This window comes from Streptomyces alkaliterrae (assembly GCF_007097205.2).
GTDB lineage: Bacteria > Actinomycetota > Actinomycetes > Streptomycetales > Streptomycetaceae > Streptomyces > Streptomyces alkaliterrae.
The window spans coordinates 1-25,120 of record NZ_VJYK02000044.1 but is presented as its reverse complement, the minus strand read 5'-3'; the positions used below and the strand labels follow the sequence as shown (position 1 = coordinate 25,120).

Sequence of the window (25,120 nt, the reverse complement as noted above, 5' to 3'; positions counted from 1 at the left end):
GAGGAGAACATGGCCCCCACCCGCCGGCGTCCGCGTCAGTCCTCGCTGCCGCTCTCCTTGCCCGGACGGCCCGCCTGACCCGCGCCAAACGGGCAACTCACCGCTCAAGGTGCCGCGTACACGACAGATCGTCCCCGGTCCGCTCCTGTGGCGGGTGAGAGGCCGGCGCAGAGGGAAAGGGTCTGATACCCCGGCGGCGGCCGGGTCCGCATCCTCGCGCTCACCCCCCTCCGGCGTATCTCCAGAACGTCGGAGGGAGTCCCGACGGGTGAGGGCGCGGTCGGAGGACCGGTCGGGCGGCGACGCCCGTACCGAGGCGCGACGGGCACCGTGAGCGGCGCCGGCGGCGCCCGTGTGGCGGCGGGGTTCAGGCCCCCCGCCGCCACAGCCCGCCGGCCGCCCGCCGCCGGCCGACCGCCCGCCGCCGGCCGACCGCCGACAGCCCGACGGCCTCGACGTCCGGACACCGCCCGACGGCCTCGACGCCGCCGGGCTCGGCGCCCATGCCGGGCGGCGCCCCTCAGCGCTTCTCGGCGAACAGCGAGTTGGCGTTCCGCGGCGCCCGGGCGGCATAACCGAAGGTGCCCTCCTCGGTGATCTCCCGCGCCCCGTCGAGTACCGCGCCCAGCGCCGCCCGGGCCAGCGTCGACCCCAGGCTGACCCGGCGCACGCCGAGCTCCGCCAGCTCCGGCAGCGTGAGCGGCTGCGTGGCGCTGGCCGGCAGTACGTTGACCGGTCGGTCGACCGCCGCGCACACCCGGCGTATCGCCTCCGCGTCCGGCAGTCCGGGCGCGAAGAGGACGTCGGCGCCCGCCGCCGCGTAGGCCCTGAGACGGTCGATCGTGTCGTCGAGGTCCGGTCGGCCGTGCAGGAAGTTCTCCGCGCGGGCGGTGAGGGTGAAGGGGAAGTCCAGCGAGGCCGCCGCCTCGGCAGCCGCGCGGACCCGTTCGGCGGCCTCCGCGACCGGGCGGATCGGCGTGGCCGGGTCGGCGACGGCGTCCTCGACCGAGGCGCCGACGAGCCCGGTCCGCGCCGCGAGGCGGATGGTCTCGGCGACCTCCGCGGCCGTGCTTCCGTAGCCGCCCTCCAGGTCGCCGGAGACGGGCAGGTCGGTGGCGGCGACCACGGCCGCGGCGTTGGCCAGCGCTTCCTCGCGGGTGACCAGGCCGCGTCCGTCGGCCAGGCCGAGCGACTGCGCCACGGCGGCGCTGGAGGTGGCCAGGGCCGGGAAACCGGCGTCCGCCAGCACTCGGGCCGTGCCCGCGTCCCAGGCGTTCGCCAGGACGAAGACGCCCGGGGTCCGGTGCAGCTCGCGGAAGACCTCGCCGCGACGCCGTAGTTCTGCCGTGCTCAGGCCCATGGCCCTGCCCTCCCGTGGAGTTGACTCGCCGTCCGCCGCTGCCCGTACCGCGCCCTCGTGCTACTCACCCACCACCCTAGGACGGGGGTCTGACAACACGTCGGGGTGGGCGGCGGACGAACAGGTGGAGGCCGGGTGGCGGTTCGCCGTCGCCCAGGCCCTGGCGGCAACACCGTCGCCGGAGACCGGTCATCTCCGCGAAATACTTCCTTTGCTAAGCTAACTATTAACGTATCCTTGACGCCCCCGGCACCTCGCCGATGACCCGGCCCGCCGCCGCACCTGGAGGTGACCCATCAGAGCCGAGACACCCGACCATCCGTGGCCCGTGTCCGACCCCGATCCGTACGAGGTAGCCCATGGGGCACGCTGAGACCCTGATCGCCCTCGGCGGAGCCTTCGTCGCCGCCGCCGTGCTCGCCCGGCTGGGAGGGCGGATCGGGCTTCCCACGATCCCGCTGTTCATCCTCGCCGGCATCCTCCTCGGCCCGAACACCCCGGGCTTCGTCCTCATCGAGGACCCGCACACCCTGGAGATGCTCTCCGCACTCGGCCTGGTGCTGCTGCTCTTCTACCTGGGGCTCGAGTTCCACGTCGACGACCTCAGGTCCGGCGGCCGCCGCATGGCGCTGGCCGGCGGCATGTACCTGCTGCTCAACGTCGGCGCCGGACTCGGCTTCGGCCTCGCCCTCGGCTGGGGCACCGCGGAGGCGCTGGTACTGGCCGGCGTGCTCGGCATCTCCTCGTCGGCGATCGTCACCAAGGTCCTGGTCGACCTCGGCCGGATCGGCAACCCCGAGACCCGGCCCATCCTCGGCATCATCGTCGTCGAGGACATCTTCCTCGCCCTGTACCTGGCGGTGCTGCAGCCGCTCATCTCCGGCTCCGACGGCCTCGGCGGCACGGTGCTCCAGGTCGCCAAGGCGTTCGCGTTCCTGCTGCTGCTCGCGGTCGCGGCCCGCTGGGGGACCCACCTCGTGGGCCGGCTCTTCCGGATCAAGGACGACGAACTGCTCGTCGTCTCCTTCCTCGGCGCCGCCGTGCTGGTGGCGGGCGTCGGCGAGCTGTTCGGCGTGGCGGACGCGATCGGCGCCTTCATGGTCGGCCTGATCCTCGGCAACACGACGTCGGGGGAACGCATCCGGGAGCTCGTCCACCCCCTGCGGGACGCCTTCGCCGCCATCTTCTTCTTCGCCTTCGGGCTCTCCATCGACCCGGGCGACCTGCCGAGCGTGCTGACGCCGGTGCTGCTGGCGGTGACCCTGACGCTCACCATGAACGTCATCGCCGGGCTTGTCACCTCCCGCATCTACGGATTCGGCCCGAGGCCGACCGCGAACGTGGCCACCACGTTGCTCGCCCGCGGCGAGTTCGCGCTGATCCTCGCGGCGATGGCGGCCTCCGCCGGGCTGGACGCGCGGCTGTCGCCGTTCATCGCCGGGTACGTCCTCATCCTGGCCGTGGTCGCGCCGCTGGTCGCCGGCCGCTCCGACTGGCTCGCCCGTGTCCTGCCGGACCGCCGGCCCGCGGAGAGGAGTACGGCCGAGCCTCCGGTCACGGCCGACCGCTGAGCACCCGCCAGGGCCCGGGTCGCCGGGGGAGTGGCGACGACTCGCCGCTGCCCCGGGACCCGGTGGGCCGCCGCCGGGTGGAAATGGGCAAAACCCGGACGCCGTCCGGACGCCCGGCCTACCCTTTGGTACGTGGCAGGTGTGTCCGGCCGGGTGCTCGTCGTGGACGACAGCAGGACCATCCGGCAACTGATCAGGGTGAATCTCGAACTCGACGGCTTCGAGGTCGTGACCGCGGCGGACGGGGCGGAGTGCCTCGACGTCGTCCATCACGCGCGCCCCGACGTCATCACCCTCGACATCAGCATGCCCCGGCTCGACGGACTGCGCACCGCCGAACGGCTGCGCGTCGACCCCCGGACGCGCCACATCCCGTTGGCCCTGGTCAGCGGGTGTCCGGTGGCCGGGCGGGAGCTCGGCGTCGACGCCTTCCTGGCCAAGCCCTTCGACCCGGTCGAGCTCGTGCGCACGGTGCGGCGGCTCTACCAGTCGCGCTCCGCGAACCTGCCCGACCTCTCCTCGGTGTCACCGAGGGTGAGCGACGGTGCCGGATCCGTACTGGGTCATTCCTGAGGGCGAAACGGATTGGCCCCGCCGGGCCCGTTCTCCCTACTCTTTCCCCGTGACCCCAGCTCAGCTGTCCCGCGCCCTGTCGTCGGCGCTGCGCCGCGCCGTGGCCGAGGGAGAGCTGCCGCGGACGGCGGCCGAACCGCCGGCCGGGGTCACGCTGCGCAACCCCCCGCACGGCGACGCGGACTACGCGTCCAACCTCGCCCTGCGGCTCGCCGCGGCCACCGGCCACCCCGCCCGGAGCGTCGCCGACGTCCTGCGCACCAGGCTGGTGCAGGAAGCCGGCGTCGCACGCGTCGAGGTGGCCGGACCGGGATTCCTGAACATCCATCTCGCGGAGTCCGGCTGGACCGCCCTCGTGCGCCGGATCGCCGAGCGCGGCCGGGCCGAACGGCCGCAGGACGCCGCGCCCGCGGAGGACCCGGTCCGGGACGCCGAGCGCTGGGCCGCTGTCACCGGTACCGCCCCTCGGCTCGAACGCCGCGACGGCAACCCGCTCTTCCGCGTCCAGTACGCGCACTCCCGCGTCCGCGCGCTGCTCACCGCCGCCGACGACCTCGGCTTCGCGCCGGAACCGGGCCCCTACGCCACCCGCGCCGAGGGCCGGCTGCTCACGCTGCTCGCCGACTCTGCGCGGATAGCCGAACGCTGTCCCGCGCCGGACGGCAACCCGGCCGCCCCGGACCACCCGGCGGATCCTGCCGCGTACGCGCCGCTCGCCCGGCACCTCACGGCGGTCGCCGACGCCTTCCTCGACCTCCACGACGCGCCTGGTGCCCGCCCGGTGCTGCCGCGCGGCGACGAGAAACCCGAGGCCGCCCACCGCTCCCGGCTGGCCCTCGCCGAAGCCGCCGGGACGGTGCTGGCCGGCGGCCTGACCCAGCTCGGCATCAGCGCCCCGCACCATCTCTGAGGAGAACCGCGCCACCATGAGCCGTTCCGCCCACCCCGCCGGGCCCCGTCACGCCGACGTGCTGCCCGAGGGCCACTACAGCCCCCCGCCCGCCGACCTCAACGAGCTCCACCCCCGGGTGTGGTCGCAGACCGTCACCCGCGACGAGGACGGCGTCCTGACCGTCGGAGGCGTCTCCGTCACCAGGCTCGCCGAGGAGTTCGGCACTCCCGCCTACTTCCTCGACGAGGACGACTTCCGGGCCCGCTGCCGTGCCTGGCGCGAGGCGTTCACCGACGCGGACGTCTACTACGCGGGCAAGGCGTTCCTCTCCCGCGCCGTCGTCCGCTGGCTGCACGAGGAGGGGCTGAACCTCGACGTGTGCACCGGCGGCGAGCTGGCCACCGCGCTGGCCGCCGGCATGCCGCCCGAGCGCATCGCGATGCACGGCAACAACAAGTCGCTCGCCGAGTTGGAGCGGGCCGTCGAGGCGGGTGTCGGGCGCATCGTGCTCGACTCCTTCCAGGAGATCGCCCGCCTCGCCCACGTCGCCCAGCGGCTCGGCCGCCGCCAGCCCGTCCAGCTGCGGGTCACCGTCGGCGTCGAGGCGCACACCCACGAGTTCATCGCCACCGCGCACGAGGACCAGAAGTTCGGCCTGCCGCTCGCCGGCGACCAGGCCGCCGAGGGGGTCCGCCGCATCCTCGGGCACGACTCGCTCGAGCTCACCGGGCTGCACTCCCACATCGGTTCGCAGATCTTCGACACCTCCGGCTTCGAGGTCGCCGCCCACCGGGTCGTCGGGCTGCTCGCCCGCATCCGCGACGAGCACGGCGTCGAACTGCCCGAGATCGACCTCGGCGGCGGGCTCGGCATCGCCTACACCCCCGACGACGACCCCGCCGCCCCGCACGACATCGCGAAGTCCCTGGAGCAGATCGTCGGTCGGGAGTGCGAGGCCGCGGGGCTCGCCGTACCCCGGCTTTCGGTGGAGCCGGGGCGGGCGATCGTCGGCCCCACCGCGTTCACCCTCTACGAGGTCGGCACGCTCAAGCCGCTGGAGGGCCTGCGCACCTACGTCAGCGTCGACGGCGGCATGTCCGACAACATCCGCACCGCCCTCTACGACGCGCAGTACAGCATCGCGCTGGCCTCCCGGGAGTCCGCCGCGCCGCCCATGTTGAGCAGGGTGGTGGGCAAGCACTGCGAAAGCGGCGATATCGTCGTCAGGGACGCCTTCCTTCCCGCCGACCTCGCGCCCGGCGACCTGCTGGCGGTGCCCGCCACGGGCGCCTACTGCCGCTCGATGGCGAGCAACTACAACCACGTTCCCCGTCCGCCGGTGGTGGCGGTCAGGGCCGGAGCGGCCAGGGTCGTCGTGCGCCGGGAGACCGAGGAGGACCTGCTGCGGCTCGACGTCGGGTGAACCCGGCGCGCCGGTCGCCGTTTGGGATACGGCGTCCGGATGTTGGACGATGAGTGGTGTTCCGGGTCCTGTGCGTGAGACTTGGCTGACAGAGAATGACAAGAATCGAGGTCGAATGATGCGTACGCGTCCGCTGAAGGTGGCGCTGCTGGGCTGTGGGGTTGTCGGCTCAGAGGTGGCGCGCATCATGACGACGCACGCGGACGACCTCGCGGCGCGCATCGGTGCCCCCGTCGAGCTGGCCGGGGTGGCGGTGCGCCGCCCCGGCCGGGTCCGGGCGGGCATCGACCCGGCCCTCGTCACCACCGACGCCACCGCGCTGGTCAAACGCGGCGACATCGACGTCGTGGTGGAGGTCATCGGCGGCATCGAACCGGCCCGCGGGCTGATCACCACCGCGTTCGAGCACGGCGCCAGCGTGGTCTCCGCCAACAAGGCGCTGCTCGCCGAGGACGGCCCCGCCCTGCACCAGGCCGCCGAGGCGCACGGCGCCGACCTCTACTACGAGGCCGCCGTGGCCGGCGCCATCCCGCTGGTGCGGCCGCTGCGCGAGTCCCTGGTCGGCGACAAGGTCAACCGGGTGCTGGGCATCGTCAACGGCACCACCAACTTCATCCTCGACCGCATGGACACCAGCGGCGCCGGGTACGCGGAGGCGCTCGACGAGGCCACCGCGCTCGGCTACGCCGAGGCCGACCCCACGGCGGACGTCGAGGGCTTCGACGCCGCCGCGAAGGCCGCCATCCTGGCCGGCATCGCCTTCCACACCCGGGTGAGCCTGGACCAGGTGCACCGCGAGGGCATCACCGAGGTCACCGCCGCCGACATCCGTTCGGCCCGCCGCATGGGCTGCACGGTCAAGCTGCTCGCCATCTGCGAGCGGGCGCAGGACGGCAACTCGGTCACCGCCCGGGTGCACCCGGCGATGATCCCGCTCAGCCACCCGCTGGCCTCGGTGCGGGAGGCGTACAACGCGGTCTTCGTGGAGGCCGAGGCCGCCGGCCGGCTGATGTTCTACGGCCCCGGCGCGGGCGGCTCGCCCACCGCCTCGGCGGTGCTCGGCGACCTGGTCGCCGCCTGCCGCAACAAACTCTCCGGGGCGCGCGGCCCGGGCGAGTCCGCGTACACCCAGCTGCCGGTCAGCCCCACGGGCCAGGCCGTCACCCGCTACCACATCAGTCTCGACGTGTCCGACAAACCCGGTGTGCTGGCGCAGTGCGCCATGGTGTTCGCCGAACACGGGGTGTCGATCGACACCGTCAGGCAGCAGGGCAAGGCGGCGGCCCCGGAGGGCGCCCAGCCGGGCTCCGACGCCGCCACCGGCTCCGACGGCGAGGCCTCGCTGGTCGTCGTCACCCACCGCGCCACGGACGCCGCGCTCAGCGCGACCGTCGAGGCGCTGCGCAAACTGGACACCGTACGGGGCGTCGCGAGCACCATGCGGGTCGAAGGGGAATAGGGACATGTCTGCATCCGCCAGTTCATCCGCCAGTTCATCCGCCAGTCCGGCCGCCGGCCGCGGCACCAGCGCGCAGTGGCGCGGCATCATCGAGGAGTACCGCGACCGGCTCCCGGTCACGGAGGACACGCCCGTGATCACCCTCCGCGAGGGAGGCACCCCGCTGGTCCCGGCGCAGGTGCTGTCGGAGATGACCCGCTGTGAGGTGCACCTCAAGGTCGAGGGCGCCAACCCCACCGGCTCCTTCAAGGACCGGGGCATGACGATGGCGATCTCCAAGGCCAAGGAGGAGGGCGCCAAGGCCGTCATCTGCGCCTCCACCGGCAACACCTCCGCCTCCGCCGCCGCCTACGCGGTGCGGGCCGGCATGGTCTGCGCGGTACTGGTACCCGAGGGCAAGATCGCGCTCGGCAAGATGGGGCAGGCGCTGGTGCACGGCGCCCGCATCCTCCAGGTGGACGGAAACTTCGACGACTGCCTCACCCTCGCGCGGGGCCTCTCTGAGAACTACCCCGTCGCACTGGTGAACTCCGTGAACCCGGTGCGCATCGAGGGGCAGAAGACGGCCGCCTTCGAGATCGTCGACATGCTCGGCGACGCGCCCGACATCCACGTGCTCCCGGTCGGTAACGCGGGGAACATCACGGCCTACTGGAAGGGGTACCGGGAGTACGCCGCGACCGGCCCCGACGGCGGTCCGGCCCGTGCCACCGGGACCCCGCGCATGTGGGGTTACCAGGCCTCCGGATCGGCCCCCCTCGTGCGCGGCGAACCGGTCAAGGACCCGCACACGATCGCCACCGCGATTCGCATCGGCAACCCCGCGTCCTGGCAGCAGGCCGAGGCCGCGCGGGACGAATCGGGCGGCCACATCGACGAGGTGACTGACCGTCAGATCCTCGCCGCCTACCGGCTGCTCTCCGCCCAGGAAGGCGTCTTCGTCGAACCGGCCTCCGCCGCGTCGGTGGCCGGCCTGCTGAAGGCCGCCCAGGAGGGCCGGGTGGACCCTGGTCAGCGCATCGTCTGCACGGTGACGGGCAACGGCCTCAAGGACCCGGACTGGGCCGTGGCGGGCGCGCCGCAGCCGATCACCGTCCCGGTGGACGCCGCCGCCGCGGCCGAACGCCTCGGTCTGGCCTGACGGCCGCCGGCCCGGCGCCACCCGCGCGCCGGGCCACCCGCGGCGGCCCCGCCGCCGGGCCGGTCGGCGCGGACGGCCCCCGCGTCCCTCGTGCGAACGATGTGAACGTCGACGTGACGGTTCCTCAGGGGGCGGGCTTCTGAAATCGGCCCGGGGATGGAAGAATCCACCGCACGGGCCGTCAGGAGCACGGAACGCACACGACACGCATCGTGCGCCTCCCGTGCGCCCTGTGTCGCCGGCCGACCTTCCTTGGTTACGCTGGCGTCCACCCCCACCCCAGTGCACATGACATGTGCCAAGGGCCTGCCCCGCACGTCACGGCCCGTCGCACCGACGGACGCCGCGCCGTGGGCCGGTCCCTCCGCCAGGCCCGCCGGCCGCCCGCCGGTCGGGTTTCGGGAGGACGGCGACCGGGGGAGCCTGCACAGAGCAACTCCGAGCAAGGAGAGTCATCCAGCGATGGCCGGTCCCGCCTTCCGCGCCGCCGCCGTAAGGGTGCGCGTGCCCGCCAGCAGCGCCAACCTCGGCCCGGGTTTCGACGCCTTCGGCCTGGCGCTGGGCCTCTACGACGACGTGGTCGTCCGCGTCGCCGAGTCCGGCCTGGACATCGACATCGCGGGCGAGGGCGCCGACACGCTCCCGCGCGACGAGAGCCACCTGCTGGTGCGTTCCATGAGAGCCGCGTTCGACGTGCTGGGCGGGCAGCCGCGCGGCCTGGAGGTCGTCTGCGCCAACCGCATCCCGCACGGCCGCGGTCTGGGCTCCTCCAGCGCCGCGATCTGCGCCGGGATCGTCGCCGCCCGCGCGGTGACCACCGGCGGGGCCGAGCGGCTCGACGACGCCGCGATGCTCGAACTCGCCTCCGAGATCGAGGGCCACCCGGACAACGTCGCCGCCTGCCTCTACGGCGGCTTCACGCTCGCCTGGACGGACGCCGGGGTGGCCCGGGCCGTGCGGATGGAGCCGGCCGCGTCCGTCGTTCCGGTGGTCTTCGTCCCGGCCCGCCCGGTGCTCACCGAGACCGCGCGCGGCCTGCTGCCCCGCCAGGTGCCGCACGTGGACGCCGCCGCCAACGCCGGGCGCGCCGCGCTGCTGGTCGAGGCCCTTACCCGCCGTCCCGAACTGCTGCTCGCGGCCACCGAGGACCGGCTGCACCAGGAGTACCGCGCCCCGGCCATGCCGGAGAGCGTCAACCTGGTGAACCGGTTGCGCGCGGACGGCGTACCGGCGGTCATCTCCGGCGCCGGCCCCACGGTGCTCGCGCTGACCGACGGGGACGCGGCCGAGCAGGTCGAGAAGATCGCCCACGCCGCCGGGGAGGAGTGGGCCGCCAACCGGCTCGACCTCGACACCGCCGGTGCCAGCGTCCTGCCGCTCTCGGCGAGGGGAACGACGGGAACGTCGGGAACCGGCCAGTGACACGATTGCGGACCGTCGAAAGGGGGAATGTTTGCCAGGTCCGGTAGTGTTAACCTCAAGCCAGCACTCGCAGCCGCATGCGGTGTGGTGCTTCGAGTCCCCGAATCGGGGCCACTCAGTCTTCCGGGAATCTCCCACGCTGTCTGAGCTGCACGCCGAGCAGTGTTGACCACATCCCGGGACGGCGTGACCGACGCACACCTCTCACGCCGGACATGAACCTATTCCTCCGCCGTACGCACAGGCGGGACCACCGCCACGGCACGGTCGCAACCGTGGACCGTAGCCGGACAGCACAACCGGTCGCCGAGCCAGACAGGCCGACGCCCGCTCCAGGGAAGGACCCTTCGTGAGCGACACCACCGATCTGATGGGCGTGAACGCCGACGCGCCTGCCAAGGACGCCTCCGCCGCGCCTGCCTCCGGTGCTGCCACCGGCACCACCGGACGCCGGCGGCGTTCCGGTACCGGCCTTGAGGGCATGGTTCTGGCGGAGTTGCAGCAGATCGCCTCGGGCCTCGGTATCAAGGGCACCGCGCGTATGCGCAAGAGCCAGCTGATCGAGGTCATCAAGGAGAAGCAGGCTGCCACCGGCCAGAGCGGCACCGCCGCCGCCGACGAGGCCGGCGCCCCGGCGAAGGCCGCCAAGGCCGGCCGGGCCGCCAAGGAGTCCGCCAAGGCGGACGCCGAACCCGCGGCCGAGGGCGCCACCAGGCCCAAGCGGCGCGCCACCTCGCGTACCCGCGCCGGGGAGGCCGCCGACGCCGCCCAGCAGCAGATCGACATCCCCGGCCAGCCCGCAAGCGACTCCGCCGACGAGGGCCGCCGCGCCAGGGCCGCCGAGCAGCCGGCCGACAAGGTCGCGGCCCGCGCCGAGACCGGCGCCGCCGAGGCCGCCAAGGCCGAGGGCGCCGACGGCGAGGCGGGCCGGCAGGGCCGCCGCGCCGAGGCCGACGCCGACGGCAAGGCCGACGGCCGCGCCGACCGCCAGCAGGACCGGGGCGGCAAGCGGGACCGCCAGCGCGGCCGCCGCGAGGCCGGCCAGCAGGGCCAGCAGCAGGGCGAGCAGCAGCAGGGCGGCGGCCGCGGCCACCGCGAGCGCGACAACCGCGACGACGACTTCGAGGGCGGCCGCCGCGGCCGCCGCGGCCGCTACCGCGACCGCCGGGGCCGTCGTGGTCGGGACGAGGTCGCCGAGCCGCAGGTCAACGAGGACGACGTCCTCATCCCGGTCGCCGGCATCCTCGACATCCTCGACAACTACGCGTTCGTGCGCACCACCGGCTACCTGCCCGGGCCGAACGACGTGTACGTCTCGCTGGCCCAGGTCCGCAAGAACGGCCTGCGCAAGGGCGACCACGTCACCGGCGCGGTGCGCCAGCCCCGCGAGGGCGAGCGCCGGGAGAAGTTCAACGCGCTCGTCCGGCTGGACTCCGTCAACGGCATGGCGCCCGAAGAGGGCCGCGGCCGCGCCGAGTTCAGCAAGCTCACCCCGCTGTACCCGCAGGAGCGGCTGCGGTTGGAGAGCGACCCGGGCGCGCTGACCACCCGGATCATCGACCTCGTCTCGCCGATCGGCAAGGGGCAGCGCGGTCTGATCGTCGCCCCGCCCAAGACGGGCAAGACGATGATCATGCAGGCGGTGGCCAACGCCATCACCCACAACAACCCCGAGTGCCACCTGATGGTCGTCCTGGTCGACGAGCGTCCGGAAGAGGTCACCGACATGCAGCGGTCGGTCAAGGGCGAGGTCATCTCCTCGACCTTCGACCGTCCGGCCGAGGACCACACCACCGTCGCCGAACTGGCCATCGAGCGCGCCAAGCGCCTCGTCGAGCTGGGCCACGACGTGGTCGTCCTGCTGGACTCCATCACCCGCCTGGGCCGCGCCTACAACCTGGCCGCCCCGGCCTCCGGACGCATCCTGTCCGGTGGTGTGGACTCCACCGCGCTCTACCCGCCGAAGAAGTTCTTCGGTGCCGCGCGCAACATCGAGGACGGCGGCTCGCTGACCATCCTGGCCACCGCGCTGGTCGAGACCGGCTCGCGCATGGACGAGGTGATCTTCGAGGAGTTCAAGGGCACCGGCAACATGGAGCTCAAGCTCGACCGCAAGCTCGCCGACAAGCGGATCTTCCCCGCGGTGGACGTCGACGCGTCCGGCACCCGCAAGGAGGAGATCCTCATGGGCAGCGAGGAGCTGGCGGTCGTCTGGAAGCTCCGCCGGGTGCTGCACGCGCTGGACCAGCAGCAGGCCATCGAGCTGCTGCTGGACAAGATGCGGCAGACCAAGTCCAACGCCGAGTTCCTCCGGCAGATCCAGACCACGACCCCGACGCCGGGCAACGGCGACTGACGAGGTCCTGATCACCACCCGGGTGCCGGGCGGGCCCGCAACGGCCCGCCCGGCACCCGGCGTGCGTCCCCTCCCCGAGGCGCCCCCGGCCACCCGCCCGGGCGACCGGCGGAAGGGAATAACCCGGGCGCGGACCCCGTTTTGGGAGATGCGTCATCCAGTGGCAGACTGGTACGTCGGCTCCGGTTCACGTCGCGCACAGGGCGCGGCGACCCGGCGCCCTCCCGAACCTAGGAGACACCTTGAAGCGCGACATCCACCCGGAGTACGTGGAGACCCAGGTCAGCTGCACCTGCGGCGCCTCCTTCACCACCCGGAGCACCGTGACCGACGGCACCATCCGTGCCGAGGTCTGCTCCGAGTGCCACCCCTTCTACACCGGCAAGCAGAAGATCCTCGACACCGGTGGCCGCGTGGCCCGCTTCGAGGCCCGCTTCGGCAAGAAGGCCGCGGCCAAGTAGCGAGCCGACAGCGCCGGTTCCCGTCCCGCCCCGCCGGCGGCACGGGACCGGCGCTTTGTCGTCCCGGGGGTGCCCGGGGTGTCACCGGGCTCCAGGCCCACCCCACTTCTGTGAAGGACTTCCGATGTTCGAGGCCGTCGAGGAACTGATCGGCGAACACGCCGACCTCGAGAAACAGCTCGCGGACCCGGCCATCCACGCCGACCAGGCCCGCGCGCGCAGGCTCAACAAGCGCTACGCCGAGCTGACCCCCATCGTGGCGGCCTACCGCGACTGGCGGCAGACCGGCGAGGACATCGAGACCGCGCGGGAGCTGGCCGCCGACGATCCCGATTTCTACGGCGAGATCAAGGAGCTGGACGCGCGCCGCGAGGAGCTGACCGACCGGCTGCGTCTGCTGCTCGTGCCCCGGGATCCGAGTGACGACAAGGACGTCATCCTGGAGATCAAGGCCGGCGAGGGCGGCGACGAGTCCGCGCTGTTCGCCGGCGACCTGCTGCGCATGTACCTGCGGTACGCCGAGCGGCAGGGCTGGAAGACGGAGCTGATCGAGGCCACCGAGTCCGACCTGGGCGGCTACAAGGACGTCCAGGTCGCGGTGAAGGCCAAGGGACAGAGCGAGCCCGGGCAGGGCGTGTGGGCCCGGCTGAAGTACGAGGGCGGAGTGCACCGGGTGCAGCGCGTTCCGGCCACCGAGTCCCAGGGCCGCATCCACACCTCGGCGGCCGGAGTGCTCGTGCTGCCCGAGGCGGAGGACGTCGACGTCGAGATCAACCCGAACGACCTGCGGATCGACGTCTACCGCTCGTCCGGGCCCGGCGGCCAGTCGGTGAACACCACCGACTCGGCGGTGCGCATCACCCACCAGCCGTCCGGCATCGTCGTCTCCTGCCAGAACGAGAAGAGCCAGCTCCAGAACAAGGAGCAGGCGCTGCGCATCCTGCGGGCCCGGCTGCTGGCCGCCGCCCAGGAGGAGGCCGAGCGGGAGGCGTCGGACGCCCGCCGCAGCCAGGTCCGCACGGTTGATCGCTCCGAACGCGTCCGTACGTACAACTTCCCGGAGAACCGCATCTCCGACCACCGCGTCGGCTTCAAGGCGTACAACCTGGACCAGGTGCTCGACGGCGAGCTCGACCCGGTGATCCAGGCGTGCGTCGACGCCGACGCCGCCGCGAAGCTGGCCGCCGCCCAGTGAGCGCGGCGGGGTCCGACGGCCTGGTGTTCCGGGTTCCGCGGTGAGCAGGTCCGTAACGAATCCGAAGGGGCGGATAGGCAGACGATCATGAACCTTCTCCTGGCCGAGGTGGCGCAGGCCACCCAGCGCCTGGCCGACGCAGGGGTGCCCTCCCCGCGTTTCGACGCGGAGGAGCTGGCGGCGTTTGTCCACCGGGTCAAGCGCAGCGAGCTGCACCGGGTGGCCGACGGCGACTTCGACGCCCGCTACTGGGAGGTCGTCGCCCGCCGCGAGGCCCGCGAACCCCTCCAGCACATCACCGGCCGCGCGTTCTTCCGGTACCTCGAACTCCACGTCGGCAAGGGCGTCTTCGTGCCCCGGCCGGAGACGGAGTCGGTGGTCGGCTGGGCGATAGACGCGGTACGGGCGATGGACGTCGCCGAACCGCTGATCGTCGACCTGTGCACCGGCTCGGCGGCCATCGCTCTCGCGCTGGCCCAGGAGGTGCCGCGCTCCCGGGTGCACGCGGTGGAACTCGACGAGGGCGCGCTCGCGTGGGCCAGGAAGAACGTCGAGGGCTCCCGCGTCGCCCTGCACCACGGCGACGCCAGGACGGCCCTGCCCGAGCTGGACGGCCAGGTGGACCTCGTCATCTCCAACCCGCCCTACATCCCGCTCACCGAGTGGGAGTACGTGGCGCCCGAGGCCCGCGACCACGACCCGCAGCTCGCGCTGTTCTCCGGCGAGGACGGCCTGGACCTCATCAGAGGCCTGGAACGCACCGCGCACCGCCTGCTCAGACCGGGCGGCGTCGTCGTCGTGGAGCACGCCGACACCCAGGGCGGCCTGGTGCCGTGGATCTTCGCCGAGGACCGCGGCTGGGCCGACGCCGCCGACCACCCCGACCTGAACAACCGACCCCGATTCGCCACAGCCCGCAGGGAGGTGCCGTGATGGCACGGCGGTACGACTGCACCGAAGCGACCGACCGCAGGACCGGCCTGCGTGAGGCGGCAGCCGCCGTCCGCCGCGGAGAGCTTGTCGTCCTGCCGACGGACACCGTCTACGGCATCGGCGCCGACGCCTTCAGCCCGGAGGCCGTCGGTGACCTGCTGGACGCCAAGGGCCGCGGCCGCGGCATGCCCTCCCCGGTCCTCATCGGCTCCCCGAACACGCTGCACGGCCTCGTCACGGACTTCTCCGAGGCGGCCTGGGACCTCGTCGACGCCTTCTGGCCCGGCGCGCTGACCGTCGTCGCCCGCCACCAGCCCTCGCTCACCTGGGACCTCGGCGACACCAGCGGCACGGTCGCCATCCGGATGCCGCTGCACCCGGTGGCGATCGAGCTGCTGACCGAGGTCGGCCCGATGGCCGTCTCCTCCGCCAACCTCACCGGCCACCCGGCGCCGCAGGACTGCCAGAGCGCGCAGGACATGCTGGGCGACTCCGTCGCCGTCTACCTCGACGGCGGCCCGACCCCGGCGGCCGTGCCGTCCTCCATCGTCGACGTCACCGGCGAGGTACCGGTGCTGCTGAGGGCGGGCGCGATCAGCGCGGAGGAACTGCGCAAGATCGTGCCCGGGCTGAGGGAGGCCAGTTGACCGCGCCTTCGGGGCGTGGCATACCGGCGGCCGACACCTTCCGCATCCTCCACGTCTCCACCGGCAACGTCTGCCGCTCGCCGATCACCGAGCGGCTGAACCGCCATGCCCTGGCGGCCCGGCTGGACGACGGCCTGAGCACCGCACTGCTGGTCGAGAGCGCCGGGACGTGGGGCCACGAGGGCGCCCCCATGGAGGAGCACGCGGCGACGGTGTTGGCCGACTACGGCGCCGACCCCGCCGGTTTCCGGGGCCGCGAGCTGCTGGACGAGCACGTCATCCGGGCCGACCTGGTGCTGACCGCCACCCGGGACCACCGCGCCCAGGTCATCTCGATGGGTCACTCCGCCGGGTTGCGCACGTTCACCCTCAAGGAGTTCACCCGGCTCGTACGTGCCATAGACCCGGCGACGCTGCCGGCGGCCGACAGCCCGGACACCGTCGCCCGGCGGGCCCGCGCCCTGGTGCAGGCGGCGGCCGCGCTCCGCGGCTGGCTGCACGCGCCCAGCGCCGAGGCGGACGAGGTCTACGACCCGTACGGTGCCCCGATCAGCTACTTCCGCAGCGTCGGCGAGGAGATCAGCGCCGCGCTCGACCCGATGGTCACCGCCCTCACCGGGGTGCCGGCGCGAACGTGACCTGCCGCTCGACCGGCCGCCCGCCCGCCGGGGGAGCGACCGCCGGAACCGGTCGGCGGGGCGGCCGTGTCCTAAGGTGTGGGCCTTAGGACGCTCGATGAACCTCTGGGGAGCCCGTGCGTGAGTATCTGCTGACGTTGTGCGTCACGGCCGCCGTCACCTATCTGCTGGTCGGCCCGGTGCGCAAGTTCGCCATCGCCGCGGGCGCCGTACCACCGGTCAGGGCGCGTGACGTGCACCGCGAACCCACGCCCCGGCTCGGCGGCATCGCGATGTTCGGCGGGCTGTGCGCAGGACTGCTGGTGGCCTCCCAACTGACCAACATCGGCGACGTCTTCACCCAGTCCGACGAACCGCGCGCGCTGCTCGCCGGTGCCGGCATCATCTGGCTGCTGGGCGTGCTCGACGACAAGTGGGGCGTGGACGCCCTCGTCAAGCTCGGCGGGCAGATGATCGCCGCCGGAGTGATGGTCTGGCAGGGGCTGACGATCCTGTGGCTGCCCATCCCGACGGTCGGCATGGTCGCCATCACTCCGCTGCAGGGCACGTTGCTCACGGTCGCGCTGGTGGTCGTCACGATCAACGCGGTCAACTTCGTGGACGGGCTTGACGGGCTGGCGGCCGGAATGGTCTGCCTGGCCGCGATGGCGTTCTTCATGTACGCCTACCGCATCTGGTACAGCTACGGGATCTCCGCCGCCGCCCCGGCCACCCTGTTCGCCGCAGTGCTGATGGGCGTCTGCATCGGCTTCCTGCCGCACAACATGCACCCCGCCCGCATCTTCATGGGCGACTCCGGCTCGATGCTGATCGGCCTGGTGCTGGCGGCCGGCGCGGTCTCCATCACCGGACAGGTCGACCCGGACGCGCTCAAGCTCTTCGACGGCTCGGAGAAGGCGGCGGTGCAGGCCACCGTGCCCGTCTACATCCCGCTGCTGCTACCGCTGACGATCCTCGCCGTACCACTCGCCGACCTGATCCTGGCGATCGTCCGCCGCACCTGGAACGGCCAGTCGCCGTTCGCCGCCGACCGGGGGCACCTCCACCACCGGCTGCTGGAGATCGGCCACTCGCACAGCCGCGCGGTGCTGATCATGTACTTCTGGTCGGCGCTGATCGCCTTCGGTGCGGTCGCCTTCTCGGTGCGGCAGTCGGCGAGCATGGTGATCGTTCTCACCATCATGCTGCTGAGCGCGGCCGGACTTGTCGTACTGCTGCTGCCGCGCTTCAACCCCAGGGTGCCGATGTGGGCGCAGCGCCTGGTCCCACCGCGCTACCGACTCCAGCCGGCGCCCTCCGCCGCGTCCACCACCGCCTCCCTCCCGGCCGGCACGGACGCCGAGGCGGAGCCGGCGGCCCCTGCGGAGTCCGCGGCCCGCACCGCCGGGCTGAACGGCTCCACCGCGGTCGGCGAACGCCACCGCTTCACCGTCCGCCGAAAGATCGACAGCCCCTCATAGCGGGGCAGTTGGTGCGAACCACCCCGCGTCACGCACAGATGACGGGGTTAGCTCTCAGGTGTGACAACCTGCACACCAACTAGGTAAAGACCTCATCAAATAGTTTGTGATACCGTTCACGAGAACCGGCAGGGAGTCGGGGGGACGTGGTGCGACGGCCCTCACCCGCGTGGTCACGCAGCCGGATTCGCTCAGTAAGTTGAGCCGTTCAGACCTTTCCGTTTCCTTGCTGGAGCAGCATTCATGCAGTCGAACGACGCCCGGATCCTTCGCGGCGCCGCGATCCCGACCGCCCTCGCCGGCCTGATCGGTGTGGGTGTCTCCGGGGCGGTGGCCGGCGGTCAGGGTGCGCTCGGCGCCGTCGTCGGGACGGTGCTGGTGCTGCTGTTCTTCACCGCCGGCCTGCACGGCCTCGGGATCGTCGGCAGGAAGTGGCCGGAGCTGTTGATGGGGGCCGGCCTGCTCGTCTATACGACGCAGATCTTCGCCCTGTTGATCGCCCTGTTCATCTTCCGTGACGCCGACTACCTGAACGGCCGTGCGCTCGGCTTCACCGCGCTTGTCTGCGCCCTCGTCTGGCCCGCCGCTCAGGCGTGGATGCAGACCCGGGTCAAGACCCTCTACGTCGACACCGACGGCCCCTCGGCCGACGGCGGCAAGGGGAGTGACGCGTGAGTGTCGCCCGTGGCCGCCCCGAAGGCAGGGGCGATATAACAGCCCTCTCGGCGGGCTGCTATGGTCCGACGCCGAGAGTGCTGCGAGCGAAGCAGCGCGCGCTGTGCGGGACAGCGCCGCGTGCTCCCCACTTGTGTGCGGGTCGCCCTGCCGCGATGCCGGTCGCCCCTCGCTCCCGCGATACCCAGTCCAGTGCCGCTACGTGGCCGTGTGCCACGCCGACACATCGAGGTAGCCGTACCTATGCGTCAGACCGAAGGAGCTCGCGGTGAGTAGTGACCAGTTGCTCGCCTTCGAGGTCGACTGTCACCTGTTCAAGGATTGCGGCTTCGACGCCCCCGGCGTGCACTCGTTCTTCTTCGAGCCGATCTTCACGATCGGCTCGGTGAACTTCAACAAGCCGATGCTCCTGGCGATCGTCGGTACCGCCCTCATCCTGTCCTTCTTCTGGGCGGCCTTCTCCAAGCCGAAGCTGGTGCCGGGGAAGATGCAGATGATCGCCGAGATCCTCTACGACTTCGTGCGTCGGGGCATCGCGCGTGAGGTGATGGGCAAGAAGGGCGAGCCGTTTGTCCCCTTCCTCGTCTCGATCTTCTTCTTCGTCTGGATGCTCAACCTCTGGGCCCTGATCCCGATCGCCCAGTTCCCGGTCAGCTCGGTGATCGCCTACCCGGTCGCGCTCGCGCTGATCGTCTGGGTGACGTACATGACCGTCACCTTCAAGACCAACGGCTTTGTCGGCGGCGTCCGCAACCTCTGCGTCCCGGGCGGGCTGCCCAAGCCGATCTACGTCATCCTGACGCCCATCGAGTTCATCTCGAACATCTTCGTGCGGCCCTTCACGCTGGCCGTCCGACTCTTCGCGAACATGTTCGCGGGCCACATCCTGATCCTGATCTTCACGATCGCGACCTGGTACATGCTCGGTACCGTCCTCGGTACCGTCTACGCCACCGCGTCGTTCGCGATGACGCTGGTCATCACGGTGTTCGAGATGTTCATCCAGGCCCTGCAGGCCTACGTCTTCACCGTGCTGGCGGCCACCTACCTCTCCCAGGCCCTCGAAGAGGCGCACTGAGAGTCCGCAGCTCGACCCCTCCGGCTCAACCCAGTCGTCCGGTGGACCAAACCCCACCGGCCCGCCAAGAAAAGGAACCACAGATCAATGTCTGAGACCCTTGCCGCCGTCACTGGCAACATCGGCACCCTCGGTTACGGTCTTGCCGCCATCGGCCCTGGTATCGGTGTCGGTTACATCTTCGGTAACGGCGTGCAGGCCATCGCCCGGCAGCCCGAGGCCGCCGGTCTGATCCGCCAGAACATGCTCCTCGGCTTCGCGGTCGTCGAGGCCCTGGCCCTGATCGGCTTTGTCGTGCCGTTCATCCTGCCGACCTCCTGATCACAGACTCGGCTGATCTTCCTTCCACGAAAGGTCCCCCATGTTGCACCCGCTGGCAGCGGAGGAGCAGGCGCCACTGCTTCCCGTCTGGCCCGAGGTCCTCATCGGCTCGATCACCTTCGCGATCATCTTCTTCGTCTTCTACAAGAAGCTGCTGCCCTCGATCAACGCGGCGCTGGAGAAGCGTCACGACGAGATCGTCGGCGGCATGGAGCGTGCCCAGCAGGCTCAGGATGAGGCGCAGCAGACGCTCGAGGAGTACCGCGAGCAGCTGAAGGACGCTCGTCACGAGGCCGCGCGTCTGCGTCAGGAGGCGCAGGAGCAGGGCGCCGCGCTCATCGCAGAGATGCGCGCGGAAGGCCAGCGGCAGCGTGAGGAGATCGTCGCCACCGGTCACGCCCAGATCGAGGCCGACCGCAAGCAGGCGTCGTTGGCTCTGCGCCAGGACGTCGGCAAGCTGGCCACCGAGCTGGCCGGCCGGCTGGTGGGCGAGTCCCTCGAGGACCACGCCCGTCAGAGCCGGGTCATCGACCGCTTCCTCGACGAGCTCGAGGAGAAGGCCGAGGCCGCCCGATGAACGGAGCGAGCCGCGAGGCACTGGCGTCCGCCAAGGAACGGCTCGACGCGCTCACGGACAACACGTCCGTGGACGCCGTCAAGCTGGCCGACGAGCTGGCCGCCGTCACCGCGCTGCTCGACCGTGAGGTGTCGCTGCGTCGGGTCATCACCGACCCGGCGCAGTCCGGCGAGGCCAAGGCCGAGCTGGTCGGACGCCTCCTGGGCGGCCAGGTGGGCGGCGAGACCGTCGACCTCGTCTCCGGCATGGTCCGCTCCCGCTGGTCGCGTCCGCGCGACCTCGTGGACGCGGTCGAGGTCCTGGCGGACATCGCCGACCTCATCGCGGCCGAGCGGGACGGCACGCTGGACGACGTGGAGGACGAGATCTTCCGCTTCGGTCGGATCGTCGCCGGCTCGCCCGACCTCCGGGCGGCGCTGACCGGCAACACCGAGCAGGCGTCCTACAAGGGCGCGCAGACCGAGCTGCTTCACCGGCTGCTGGGCGGACGGGCCAAGCCCGCCACCGAGCGCCTGGTGATCCGATTGGTCGCGCACCCGCGTGGACGTAGCCTGGAAGGCGGACTGGAGTCGCTGTCCAAGCTCGCCGCGGAGCGCCGGGGCCGTTCGGTCGCCGTCGTCACCTCGGCGGTGCCGCTCAGCGACACTCAGAAGCAGCGTCTGGGCGCCGCGCTCAGCCGGATCTACGGCCGCCAGGTGCACATCAACCTGGACGTCGACCCGGCGGTGCTCGGCGGAATCTCGGTCCGGATCGGTGACGAGGTCATCAACGGCAGCATCAGCGACCGGCTGGACGAGGTCGAGCGGCGGATGGCCGGCTGACGCCGGCCCCACCAACTCAACAAGCAGTAAGTAGCGGCCCGAGTTGGGCCGACAGCACCCTTCTGGGGGACGACCCCAGACCCCCAGATACATACGGGCCCAACAAGGAGAGCAGGGAACCCAGATGGCGGAGCTCACGATCCGGCCGGATGAGATCCGGGACGCGCTGGAGAACTTTGTCCAGTCGTACAAGCCGGACGCGGCCTCGCGCGAAGAGGTCGGGACGGTCAGCGTTGCCGGCGACGGCATCGCGAAGATCGAGGGTCTTCCCTCGGTCATGGCGAACGAGCTGCTGAAGTTCGAGGACGGCACTCTCGGCCTCGCCCTCAACCTCGAGGAGCGCGAGGTCGGCGCGGTCGTCCTCGGCGAGTTCAGCGGCATCGAGGAGGGCCAGCCGGTGCAGCGCACCGGTGAGGTGCTCTCCGTCGCGGTCGGTGACGGCTACCTCGGCCGTGTCGTCGACCCGCTGGGCAACCCGGTCGACGGCCTCGGCGAGATCGAGACCACCGGCCGTCGCGCGCTGGAGCTGCAGGCCCCCACGGTCATGCAGCGCAAGTCGGTGCACGAGCCGATGGAGACCGGCTACAAGGCCGTCGACGCCATGACCCCGGTCGGCCGCGGTCAGCGCCAGCTGATCATCGGCGACCGGCAGACCGGCAAGACGGCGCTCGCGGTCGACACGATCATCAACCAGCGCGACAACTGGCGCACCGGCGACCCGAAGAAGCAGGTCCGCTGCATCTACGTCGCCATCGGCCAGAAGGGCTCCACCATCGCCTCCGTGCGCGGTGCCCTGGAGGAGGCCGGCGCGCTGGAGTACACGACGATCGTGGCCGCCCCGGCGTCCGACCCGGCCGGCTTCAAGTACCTCGCCCCCTACACCGGCTCGGCCATCGGCCAGCACTGGATGTACGAGGGCAAGCACGTCCTGATCATCTTCGACGACCTGTCGAAGCAGGCCGACGCCTACCGCGCGGTCTCCCTGCTGCTGCGCCGCCCGCCGGGCCGTGAGGCCTACCCGGGTGACGTCTTCTACCTGCACTCCCGCCTGCTGGAGCGCTGCGCGAAGCTGTCGGACGAGATGGGCGCGGGCTCGATGACCGGTCTGCCGATCGTCGAGACCAAGGCCAACGACGTGTCGGCGTTCATCCCGACCAACGTCATCTCCATCACCGACGGCCAGTGCTTCCTGGAGTCCGACCTGTTCAACGCGGGCCAGCGGCCGGCGCTGAACGTCGGTATCTCGGTCTCCCGTGTCGGTGGCTCGGCCCAGCACAAGGCCATGAAGCAGGTCTCCGGCCGGCTTCGTGTGGACCTGGCCCAGTTCCGTGAGCTGGAGGCGTTCGCCGCCTTCGGTTCGGACCTGGACGCCGCGTCCAAGTCGGCCCTGGAGCGCGGTCAGCGCATGGTCGAGCTGCTGAAGCAGCCGCAGTACGCGCCGTACTCCACCGAGGACCAGGTCGTCTCGATCTGGGCCGGCACCACGGGTCTGATGGACGACGTCCCGGTCGCCGACATCCGCCGGTTCGAGCGCGAGCTGCTGGACTACCTGCACCGTGAGCACAAGGACCTGATGACCTCCATCCGCGAGGGCGGCAAGATGTCCGACGACACGCTGCAGAAGCTCGGCGGCACGATCAACGGCTTCAAGCAGCAGTTCGAGACCGCGGACGGCAAGCTCCTGGGCGAGGGCTGAGCATGGGTGCCCAGCTCAGGGTCTACAAGAGGCGGATCAAATCCGTCACGGCGACCAAGAAGATCACCAAGGCGATGGAGATGATCGCGGCCTCGCGCATCATCAAGGCCCAGCGCAAGGTGGAGGCTTCGACGCCCTACGCCGACGAGCTGACCGCCGCGGTCACCGCGGTGGCGTACGGCGCGGACGTCAAGCACCCGCTCACCACCGAGGCGGAGAACCCGACCCGGGCCGCGGTCCTGCTCGTCACGAGCGACCGCGGTCTGGCCGGCGGCTACTCCAGCAACGCGATCAAGGCCGCGGAACTGCTCACGACCACGCTGACCAACGAGCGTAAGGACGTCCTTACGTACATCGTCGGCCGCAAGGGCGTGTCGTACTACAACTTCCGTGAGCGCAAGGTCGAGGACTCCTGGACCGGGTTCACGGACAGCCCGACGTACGCGGACGCCAAGGCCGTGTCGGCGCCCCTCATCGAGGCGCTCCAGCGGCCCACTGCCGAGGGTGGCGTGGACGAGATCCACGTGGTCTACACCGAGTTCGTCTCGATGATGACGCAGACCCCGGTCGAGCGCCGGATGCTGCCGCTCACGTTCGAGAAGACCGCCGAGGACTCGGCGAAGGTCTTCATGGGCGACCGGGTGCGGGCGCTGTACGACTTCGAGCCCTCCGCCGAGGAGGTGCTGGACGCGCTGCTGCCCCGGTACGTCGAGAGCCGCGTCTACAACGCCCTGCTGCAGGCCGCCGCCTCCGAGCACGCGGCCCGCCGCCGGGCGATGAAGTCGGCGACCGACAACGCCGAAGAAGTCATCAAGTCGTTCACGCGGCTTGCCAACGCGGCCCGTCAGGCCGACATCACCCAGGAAATCAGCGAGATCGTCGGTGGAGCCAGCGCGCTGGCCGACGCGTCTGCGGGGAGTGACCGATAACAATGACAACCACTGCTCAGACGGCCGTCGCGACGGGCCGCGTCGCGCGGGTCATCGGCCCGGTCGTCGACGTGGAGTTCCCCGTCGACGCCATGCCGGAGATCTACAACGCCCTCACCGTCGAGGTCATGGACCCGGCGGAGGAGGGCAAGACCAAGACCCTGACGCTCGAGGTCGCCCAGCACCTCGGCGAGGGCCTGGTCCGCGCCATCTCCATGGAGCCGACCGACGGCCTGGTCCGCCAGGCGCCGGTCACCGACACCGGCGACGGCATCACCGTGCCCGTCGGCGACGTCACCAAGGGCCGGGTGTTCAACACCCTCGGCCGCATCCTGAACGAGCCCGAGGCCGAGGCCGAGGTCACCGAGCGCTGGTCCATCCACCGCAAGGCCCCCGCCTTCGACCAGCTCGAGTCCAAGACCGAGATGTTCGAGACCGGCCTGAAGGTCGTCGACCTGCTGACCCCGTACGTCAAGGGCGGCAAGATCGGTCTGTTCGGTGGTGCGGGCGTCGGCAAGACGGTCCTCATCCAGGAAATGATCATGCGTGTGGCGAAGCTGCACGAGGGCGTTTCCGTGTTCGCCGGCGTCGGCGAGCGCACTCGTGAGGGCAACGACCTCATCGAGGAGATGGCCGAGTCCGGCGTTCTCCCGCAGACCGCCCTGGTCTTCGGCCAGATGGACGAGCCGCCGGGCACCCGTCTGCGGGTCGCCCTGGCCGGTCTGACCATGGCGGAGTACTTCCGCGACGTCCAGAAGCAGGACGTGCTGTTCTTCATCGACAACATCTTCCGCTTCACCCAGGCCGGTTCCGAGGTCTCCACGCTGCTCGGCCGCATGCCCTCCGCGGTGGGCTACCAGCCGAACCTGGCGGACGAGATGGGTGTGCTCCAGGAGCGCATCACCTCGACTCGCGGTCACTCGATCACCTCCATGCAGGCGATCTACGTCCCCGCGGACGACCTGACCGACCCCGCCCCGGCGACGACCTTCGCCCACCTGGACGCCACGACGGTTCTGTCGCGTCCGATCTCGGAGAAGGGCATCTACCCGGCGGTGGACCCGCTGGACTCCACGTCCCGCATCCTGGACCCGCGCTTCATCTCGCAGGAGCACTACGAGTGCGCCTCCCGCGTCAAGGGGATCCTGCAGAAGTACAAGGACCTCCAGGACATCATCGCCATCCTCGGTATGGACGAGCTGGGCGAGGAGGACAAGCTCACCGTCCACCGCGCCCGTCGGATCGAGCGCTTCCTGTCGCAGAACACCCACGCGGCGAAGCAGTTCACCGGCCTCGACGGTTCCGACGTTCCGCTGGACGAGTCCATCGCGGCGTTCAACGCGATCGCCGACGGTGACTACGACCACTTCCCGGAGCAGGCGTTCTTCATGTGCGGTGGCCTGGACGACCTCAAGGCCAAGGCCAAGGAGCTGGGCGTCTCCTGACCCCCGCTCCCCGGTGAGGGGCGGGTCACCCCGCCCCTCACCGACCC

General features: G+C 71.3%; 24 protein-coding genes. 22 read left to right on the top strand and 2 right to left on the bottom strand.

Annotated features, from left to right (window positions below):
• Positions 1–367: 367 nt before the first annotated feature.
• Both FNX44_RS06545 and FNX44_RS06540 read right to left on the bottom strand, forming a co-directional pair.
• The gene (locus FNX44_RS06545; RefSeq protein WP_153506939.1) at positions 368–505 is read right to left on the bottom strand and encodes a hypothetical protein; all 138 of its coding nucleotides are present in this window, start codon (positions 503–505) and stop codon (positions 368–370) included.
• Between the two features lie 15 nt (positions 506–520).
• A complete protein-coding gene (locus FNX44_RS06540) occupies positions 521–1,360 on the bottom strand; it encodes an isocitrate lyase/PEP mutase family protein (RefSeq protein WP_143647019.1) in 840 nt (279 codons plus the stop codon).
• A gap of 359 nt (positions 1,361–1,719) precedes the next feature.
• On the opposite strand from FNX44_RS06540, the gene FNX44_RS06535 reads away from it, so the two are divergent.
• The 22 genes from FNX44_RS06535 (at position 1,720) to atpD (ending at position 25,073) form a co-directional block, all read left to right on the top strand.
• Positions 1,720–2,931 carry a cation:proton antiporter gene (locus FNX44_RS06535; RefSeq protein ID WP_143647018.1) on the top strand — a complete coding sequence of 404 codons (1,212 nt, stop codon included), beginning with the start codon at positions 1,720–1,722 and terminating at the stop codon, positions 2,929–2,931.
• Positions 2,932–3,063: 132 nt separating this feature from the next.
• Positions 3,064–3,504 carry a response regulator gene (locus FNX44_RS06530; protein WP_143647017.1) on the top strand — a complete coding sequence of 147 codons (441 nt, stop codon included), beginning with the start codon at positions 3,064–3,066 and terminating at the stop codon, positions 3,502–3,504.
• A gap of 49 nt (positions 3,505–3,553) precedes the next feature.
• Positions 3,554–4,414 (top strand): DALR anticodon-binding domain-containing protein, encoded by an 861-nt coding sequence (locus FNX44_RS06525; protein WP_143647016.1) that lies wholly within the window; start codon positions 3,554–3,556, stop codon positions 4,412–4,414.
• Positions 4,415–4,430: 16 nt separating this feature from the next.
• Complete coding sequence (gene lysA, locus FNX44_RS06520) at positions 4,431–5,819, top strand: diaminopimelate decarboxylase (RefSeq protein WP_143647015.1); 1,389 nt, start codon at positions 4,431–4,433, stop codon at positions 5,817–5,819.
• Between the two features lie 118 nt (positions 5,820–5,937).
• Positions 5,938–7,278: a homoserine dehydrogenase gene (locus FNX44_RS06515; protein ID WP_143647014.1), complete on the top strand. Its 1,341-nt coding sequence runs from the start codon at positions 5,938–5,940 to the stop codon at positions 7,276–7,278.
• Between the two features lie 4 nt (positions 7,279–7,282).
• The gene (gene thrC, locus FNX44_RS06510; RefSeq protein ID WP_143647013.1) at positions 7,283–8,419 is read left to right on the top strand and encodes a threonine synthase; all 1,137 of its coding nucleotides are present in this window, start codon (positions 7,283–7,285) and stop codon (positions 8,417–8,419) included.
• A gap of 462 nt (positions 8,420–8,881) precedes the next feature.
• Positions 8,882–9,841, top strand: a complete 960-nt coding sequence (gene thrB, locus FNX44_RS06505; protein ID WP_143647012.1) for a homoserine kinase — start codon at positions 8,882–8,884, stop codon at positions 9,839–9,841.
• A 349-nt stretch (positions 9,842–10,190) separates the two neighbouring features.
• Entirely contained in the window at positions 10,191–12,197 is a 2,007-nt protein-coding gene (gene rho, locus FNX44_RS06500) for a transcription termination factor Rho (RefSeq protein ID WP_143647011.1), read from the top strand.
• Between the two features lie 242 nt (positions 12,198–12,439).
• The gene (gene rpmE, locus FNX44_RS06495) at positions 12,440–12,658 is read left to right on the top strand and encodes a 50S ribosomal protein L31 (protein WP_143647010.1); all 219 of its coding nucleotides are present in this window, start codon (positions 12,440–12,442) and stop codon (positions 12,656–12,658) included.
• A gap of 124 nt (positions 12,659–12,782) precedes the next feature.
• Positions 12,783–13,853 carry a peptide chain release factor 1 gene (gene prfA, locus FNX44_RS06490; RefSeq protein WP_143647009.1) on the top strand — a complete coding sequence of 357 codons (1,071 nt, stop codon included), beginning with the start codon at positions 12,783–12,785 and terminating at the stop codon, positions 13,851–13,853.
• A gap of 87 nt (positions 13,854–13,940) precedes the next feature.
• Positions 13,941–14,786: a peptide chain release factor N(5)-glutamine methyltransferase gene (prmC, locus tag FNX44_RS06485; protein WP_143647008.1), complete on the top strand. Its 846-nt coding sequence runs from the start codon at positions 13,941–13,943 to the stop codon at positions 14,784–14,786.
• Positions 14,786–15,433 carry an L-threonylcarbamoyladenylate synthase gene (locus FNX44_RS06480; protein ID WP_143647007.1) on the top strand — a complete coding sequence of 216 codons (648 nt, stop codon included), beginning with the start codon at positions 14,786–14,788 and terminating at the stop codon, positions 15,431–15,433. The genes prmC and FNX44_RS06480 overlap by 1 nt, the downstream gene beginning before the upstream one ends.
• Positions 15,430–16,071, top strand: coding sequence for an arsenate reductase/protein-tyrosine-phosphatase family protein (locus tag FNX44_RS06475; RefSeq protein WP_143647006.1), 642 nt, complete (start codon positions 15,430–15,432; stop codon positions 16,069–16,071). Before FNX44_RS06480 ends, FNX44_RS06475 begins: the two co-directional genes overlap by 4 nt.
• A 116-nt stretch (positions 16,072–16,187) precedes the next feature.
• Positions 16,188–17,531 carry an MraY family glycosyltransferase gene (locus FNX44_RS06470; protein WP_143647005.1) on the top strand — a complete coding sequence of 448 codons (1,344 nt, stop codon included), beginning with the start codon at positions 16,188–16,190 and terminating at the stop codon, positions 17,529–17,531.
• Between the two features lie 243 nt (positions 17,532–17,774).
• Positions 17,775–18,206 (top strand): Cg1360 family ATP-synthase-associated protein, encoded by a 432-nt coding sequence (locus FNX44_RS06465; protein ID WP_143647004.1) that lies wholly within the window; start codon positions 17,775–17,777, stop codon positions 18,204–18,206.
• 268 nt (positions 18,207–18,474) lie between these two features.
• Positions 18,475–19,284: a F0F1 ATP synthase subunit A gene (atpB, locus tag FNX44_RS06460; RefSeq protein ID WP_143647003.1), complete on the top strand. Its 810-nt coding sequence runs from the start codon at positions 18,475–18,477 to the stop codon at positions 19,282–19,284.
• Positions 19,285–19,371: 87 nt separating this feature from the next.
• On the top strand, positions 19,372–19,605 hold the full coding sequence (atpE, locus tag FNX44_RS06455) for an ATP synthase F0 subunit C (protein WP_143647002.1): 234 nt from the start codon (positions 19,372–19,374) through the stop codon (positions 19,603–19,605).
• Positions 19,606–19,645: 40 nt separating this feature from the next.
• Complete coding sequence (locus FNX44_RS06450; protein WP_143647001.1) at positions 19,646–20,182, top strand: F0F1 ATP synthase subunit B; 537 nt, start codon at positions 19,646–19,648, stop codon at positions 20,180–20,182.
• Positions 20,179–21,003 (top strand): F0F1 ATP synthase subunit delta, encoded by an 825-nt coding sequence (locus FNX44_RS06445; protein ID WP_143647000.1) that lies wholly within the window; start codon positions 20,179–20,181, stop codon positions 21,001–21,003. Before FNX44_RS06450 ends, FNX44_RS06445 begins: the two co-directional genes overlap by 4 nt.
• Before the next feature lie 124 nt (positions 21,004–21,127).
• Positions 21,128–22,699, top strand: coding sequence for a F0F1 ATP synthase subunit alpha (gene atpA / locus FNX44_RS06440; RefSeq protein ID WP_143646999.1), 1,572 nt, complete (start codon positions 21,128–21,130; stop codon positions 22,697–22,699).
• A gap of 2 nt (positions 22,700–22,701) precedes the next feature.
• Entirely contained in the window at positions 22,702–23,628 is a 927-nt protein-coding gene (locus FNX44_RS06435; protein WP_143646998.1) for a F0F1 ATP synthase subunit gamma, read from the top strand.
• A 2-nt stretch (positions 23,629–23,630) separates the two neighbouring features.
• Entirely contained in the window at positions 23,631–25,073 is a 1,443-nt protein-coding gene (gene atpD, locus FNX44_RS06430; protein ID WP_143646997.1) for a F0F1 ATP synthase subunit beta, read from the top strand.
• Positions 25,074–25,120: the final 47 nt, after the last annotated feature.

Bases quoted from the DNA above. Each gene is read 5' to 3' on its own strand.
- FNX44_RS06545 (WP_153506939.1), bottom strand. From the start codon at position 505: ATGGGCGCCGAGCCCGGCGGCGTCGAGGCCGTCGGGCGGTGTCCGGAC.
- FNX44_RS06540 (WP_143647019.1), bottom strand. From the start codon at position 1,360: ATGGGCCTGAGCACGGCAGAACTACGGCGTCGCGGCGAGGTCTTCCGC.
- FNX44_RS06535 (WP_143647018.1), top strand. From the start codon at position 1,720: ATGGGGCACGCTGAGACCCTGATCGCCCTCGGCGGAGCCTTCGTCGCC.
- lysA (WP_143647015.1), top strand. From the start codon at position 4,431: ATGAGCCGTTCCGCCCACCCCGCCGGGCCCCGTCACGCCGACGTGCTG.
- FNX44_RS06515 (WP_143647014.1), top strand. From the start codon at position 5,938: ATGCGTACGCGTCCGCTGAAGGTGGCGCTGCTGGGCTGTGGGGTTGTC.
- thrC (WP_143647013.1), top strand. From the start codon at position 7,283: ATGTCTGCATCCGCCAGTTCATCCGCCAGTTCATCCGCCAGTCCGGCC.
- thrB (WP_143647012.1), top strand. From the start codon at position 8,882: ATGGCCGGTCCCGCCTTCCGCGCCGCCGCCGTAAGGGTGCGCGTGCCC.
- prfA (WP_143647009.1), top strand. From the start codon at position 12,783: ATGTTCGAGGCCGTCGAGGAACTGATCGGCGAACACGCCGACCTCGAG.
- prmC (WP_143647008.1), top strand. From the start codon at position 13,941: ATGAACCTTCTCCTGGCCGAGGTGGCGCAGGCCACCCAGCGCCTGGCC.
- FNX44_RS06480 (WP_143647007.1), top strand. From the start codon at position 14,786: ATGGCACGGCGGTACGACTGCACCGAAGCGACCGACCGCAGGACCGGC.
- FNX44_RS06465 (WP_143647004.1), top strand. From the start codon at position 17,775: ATGCAGTCGAACGACGCCCGGATCCTTCGCGGCGCCGCGATCCCGACC.
- atpE (WP_143647002.1), top strand. From the start codon at position 19,372: ATGTCTGAGACCCTTGCCGCCGTCACTGGCAACATCGGCACCCTCGGT.
- FNX44_RS06450 (WP_143647001.1), top strand. From the start codon at position 19,646: ATGTTGCACCCGCTGGCAGCGGAGGAGCAGGCGCCACTGCTTCCCGTC.
- FNX44_RS06445 (WP_143647000.1), top strand. From the start codon at position 20,179: ATGAACGGAGCGAGCCGCGAGGCACTGGCGTCCGCCAAGGAACGGCTC.
- atpA (WP_143646999.1), top strand. From the start codon at position 21,128: ATGGCGGAGCTCACGATCCGGCCGGATGAGATCCGGGACGCGCTGGAG.
- FNX44_RS06435 (WP_143646998.1), top strand. From the start codon at position 22,702: ATGGGTGCCCAGCTCAGGGTCTACAAGAGGCGGATCAAATCCGTCACG.
- atpD (WP_143646997.1), top strand. From the start codon at position 23,631: ATGACAACCACTGCTCAGACGGCCGTCGCGACGGGCCGCGTCGCGCGG.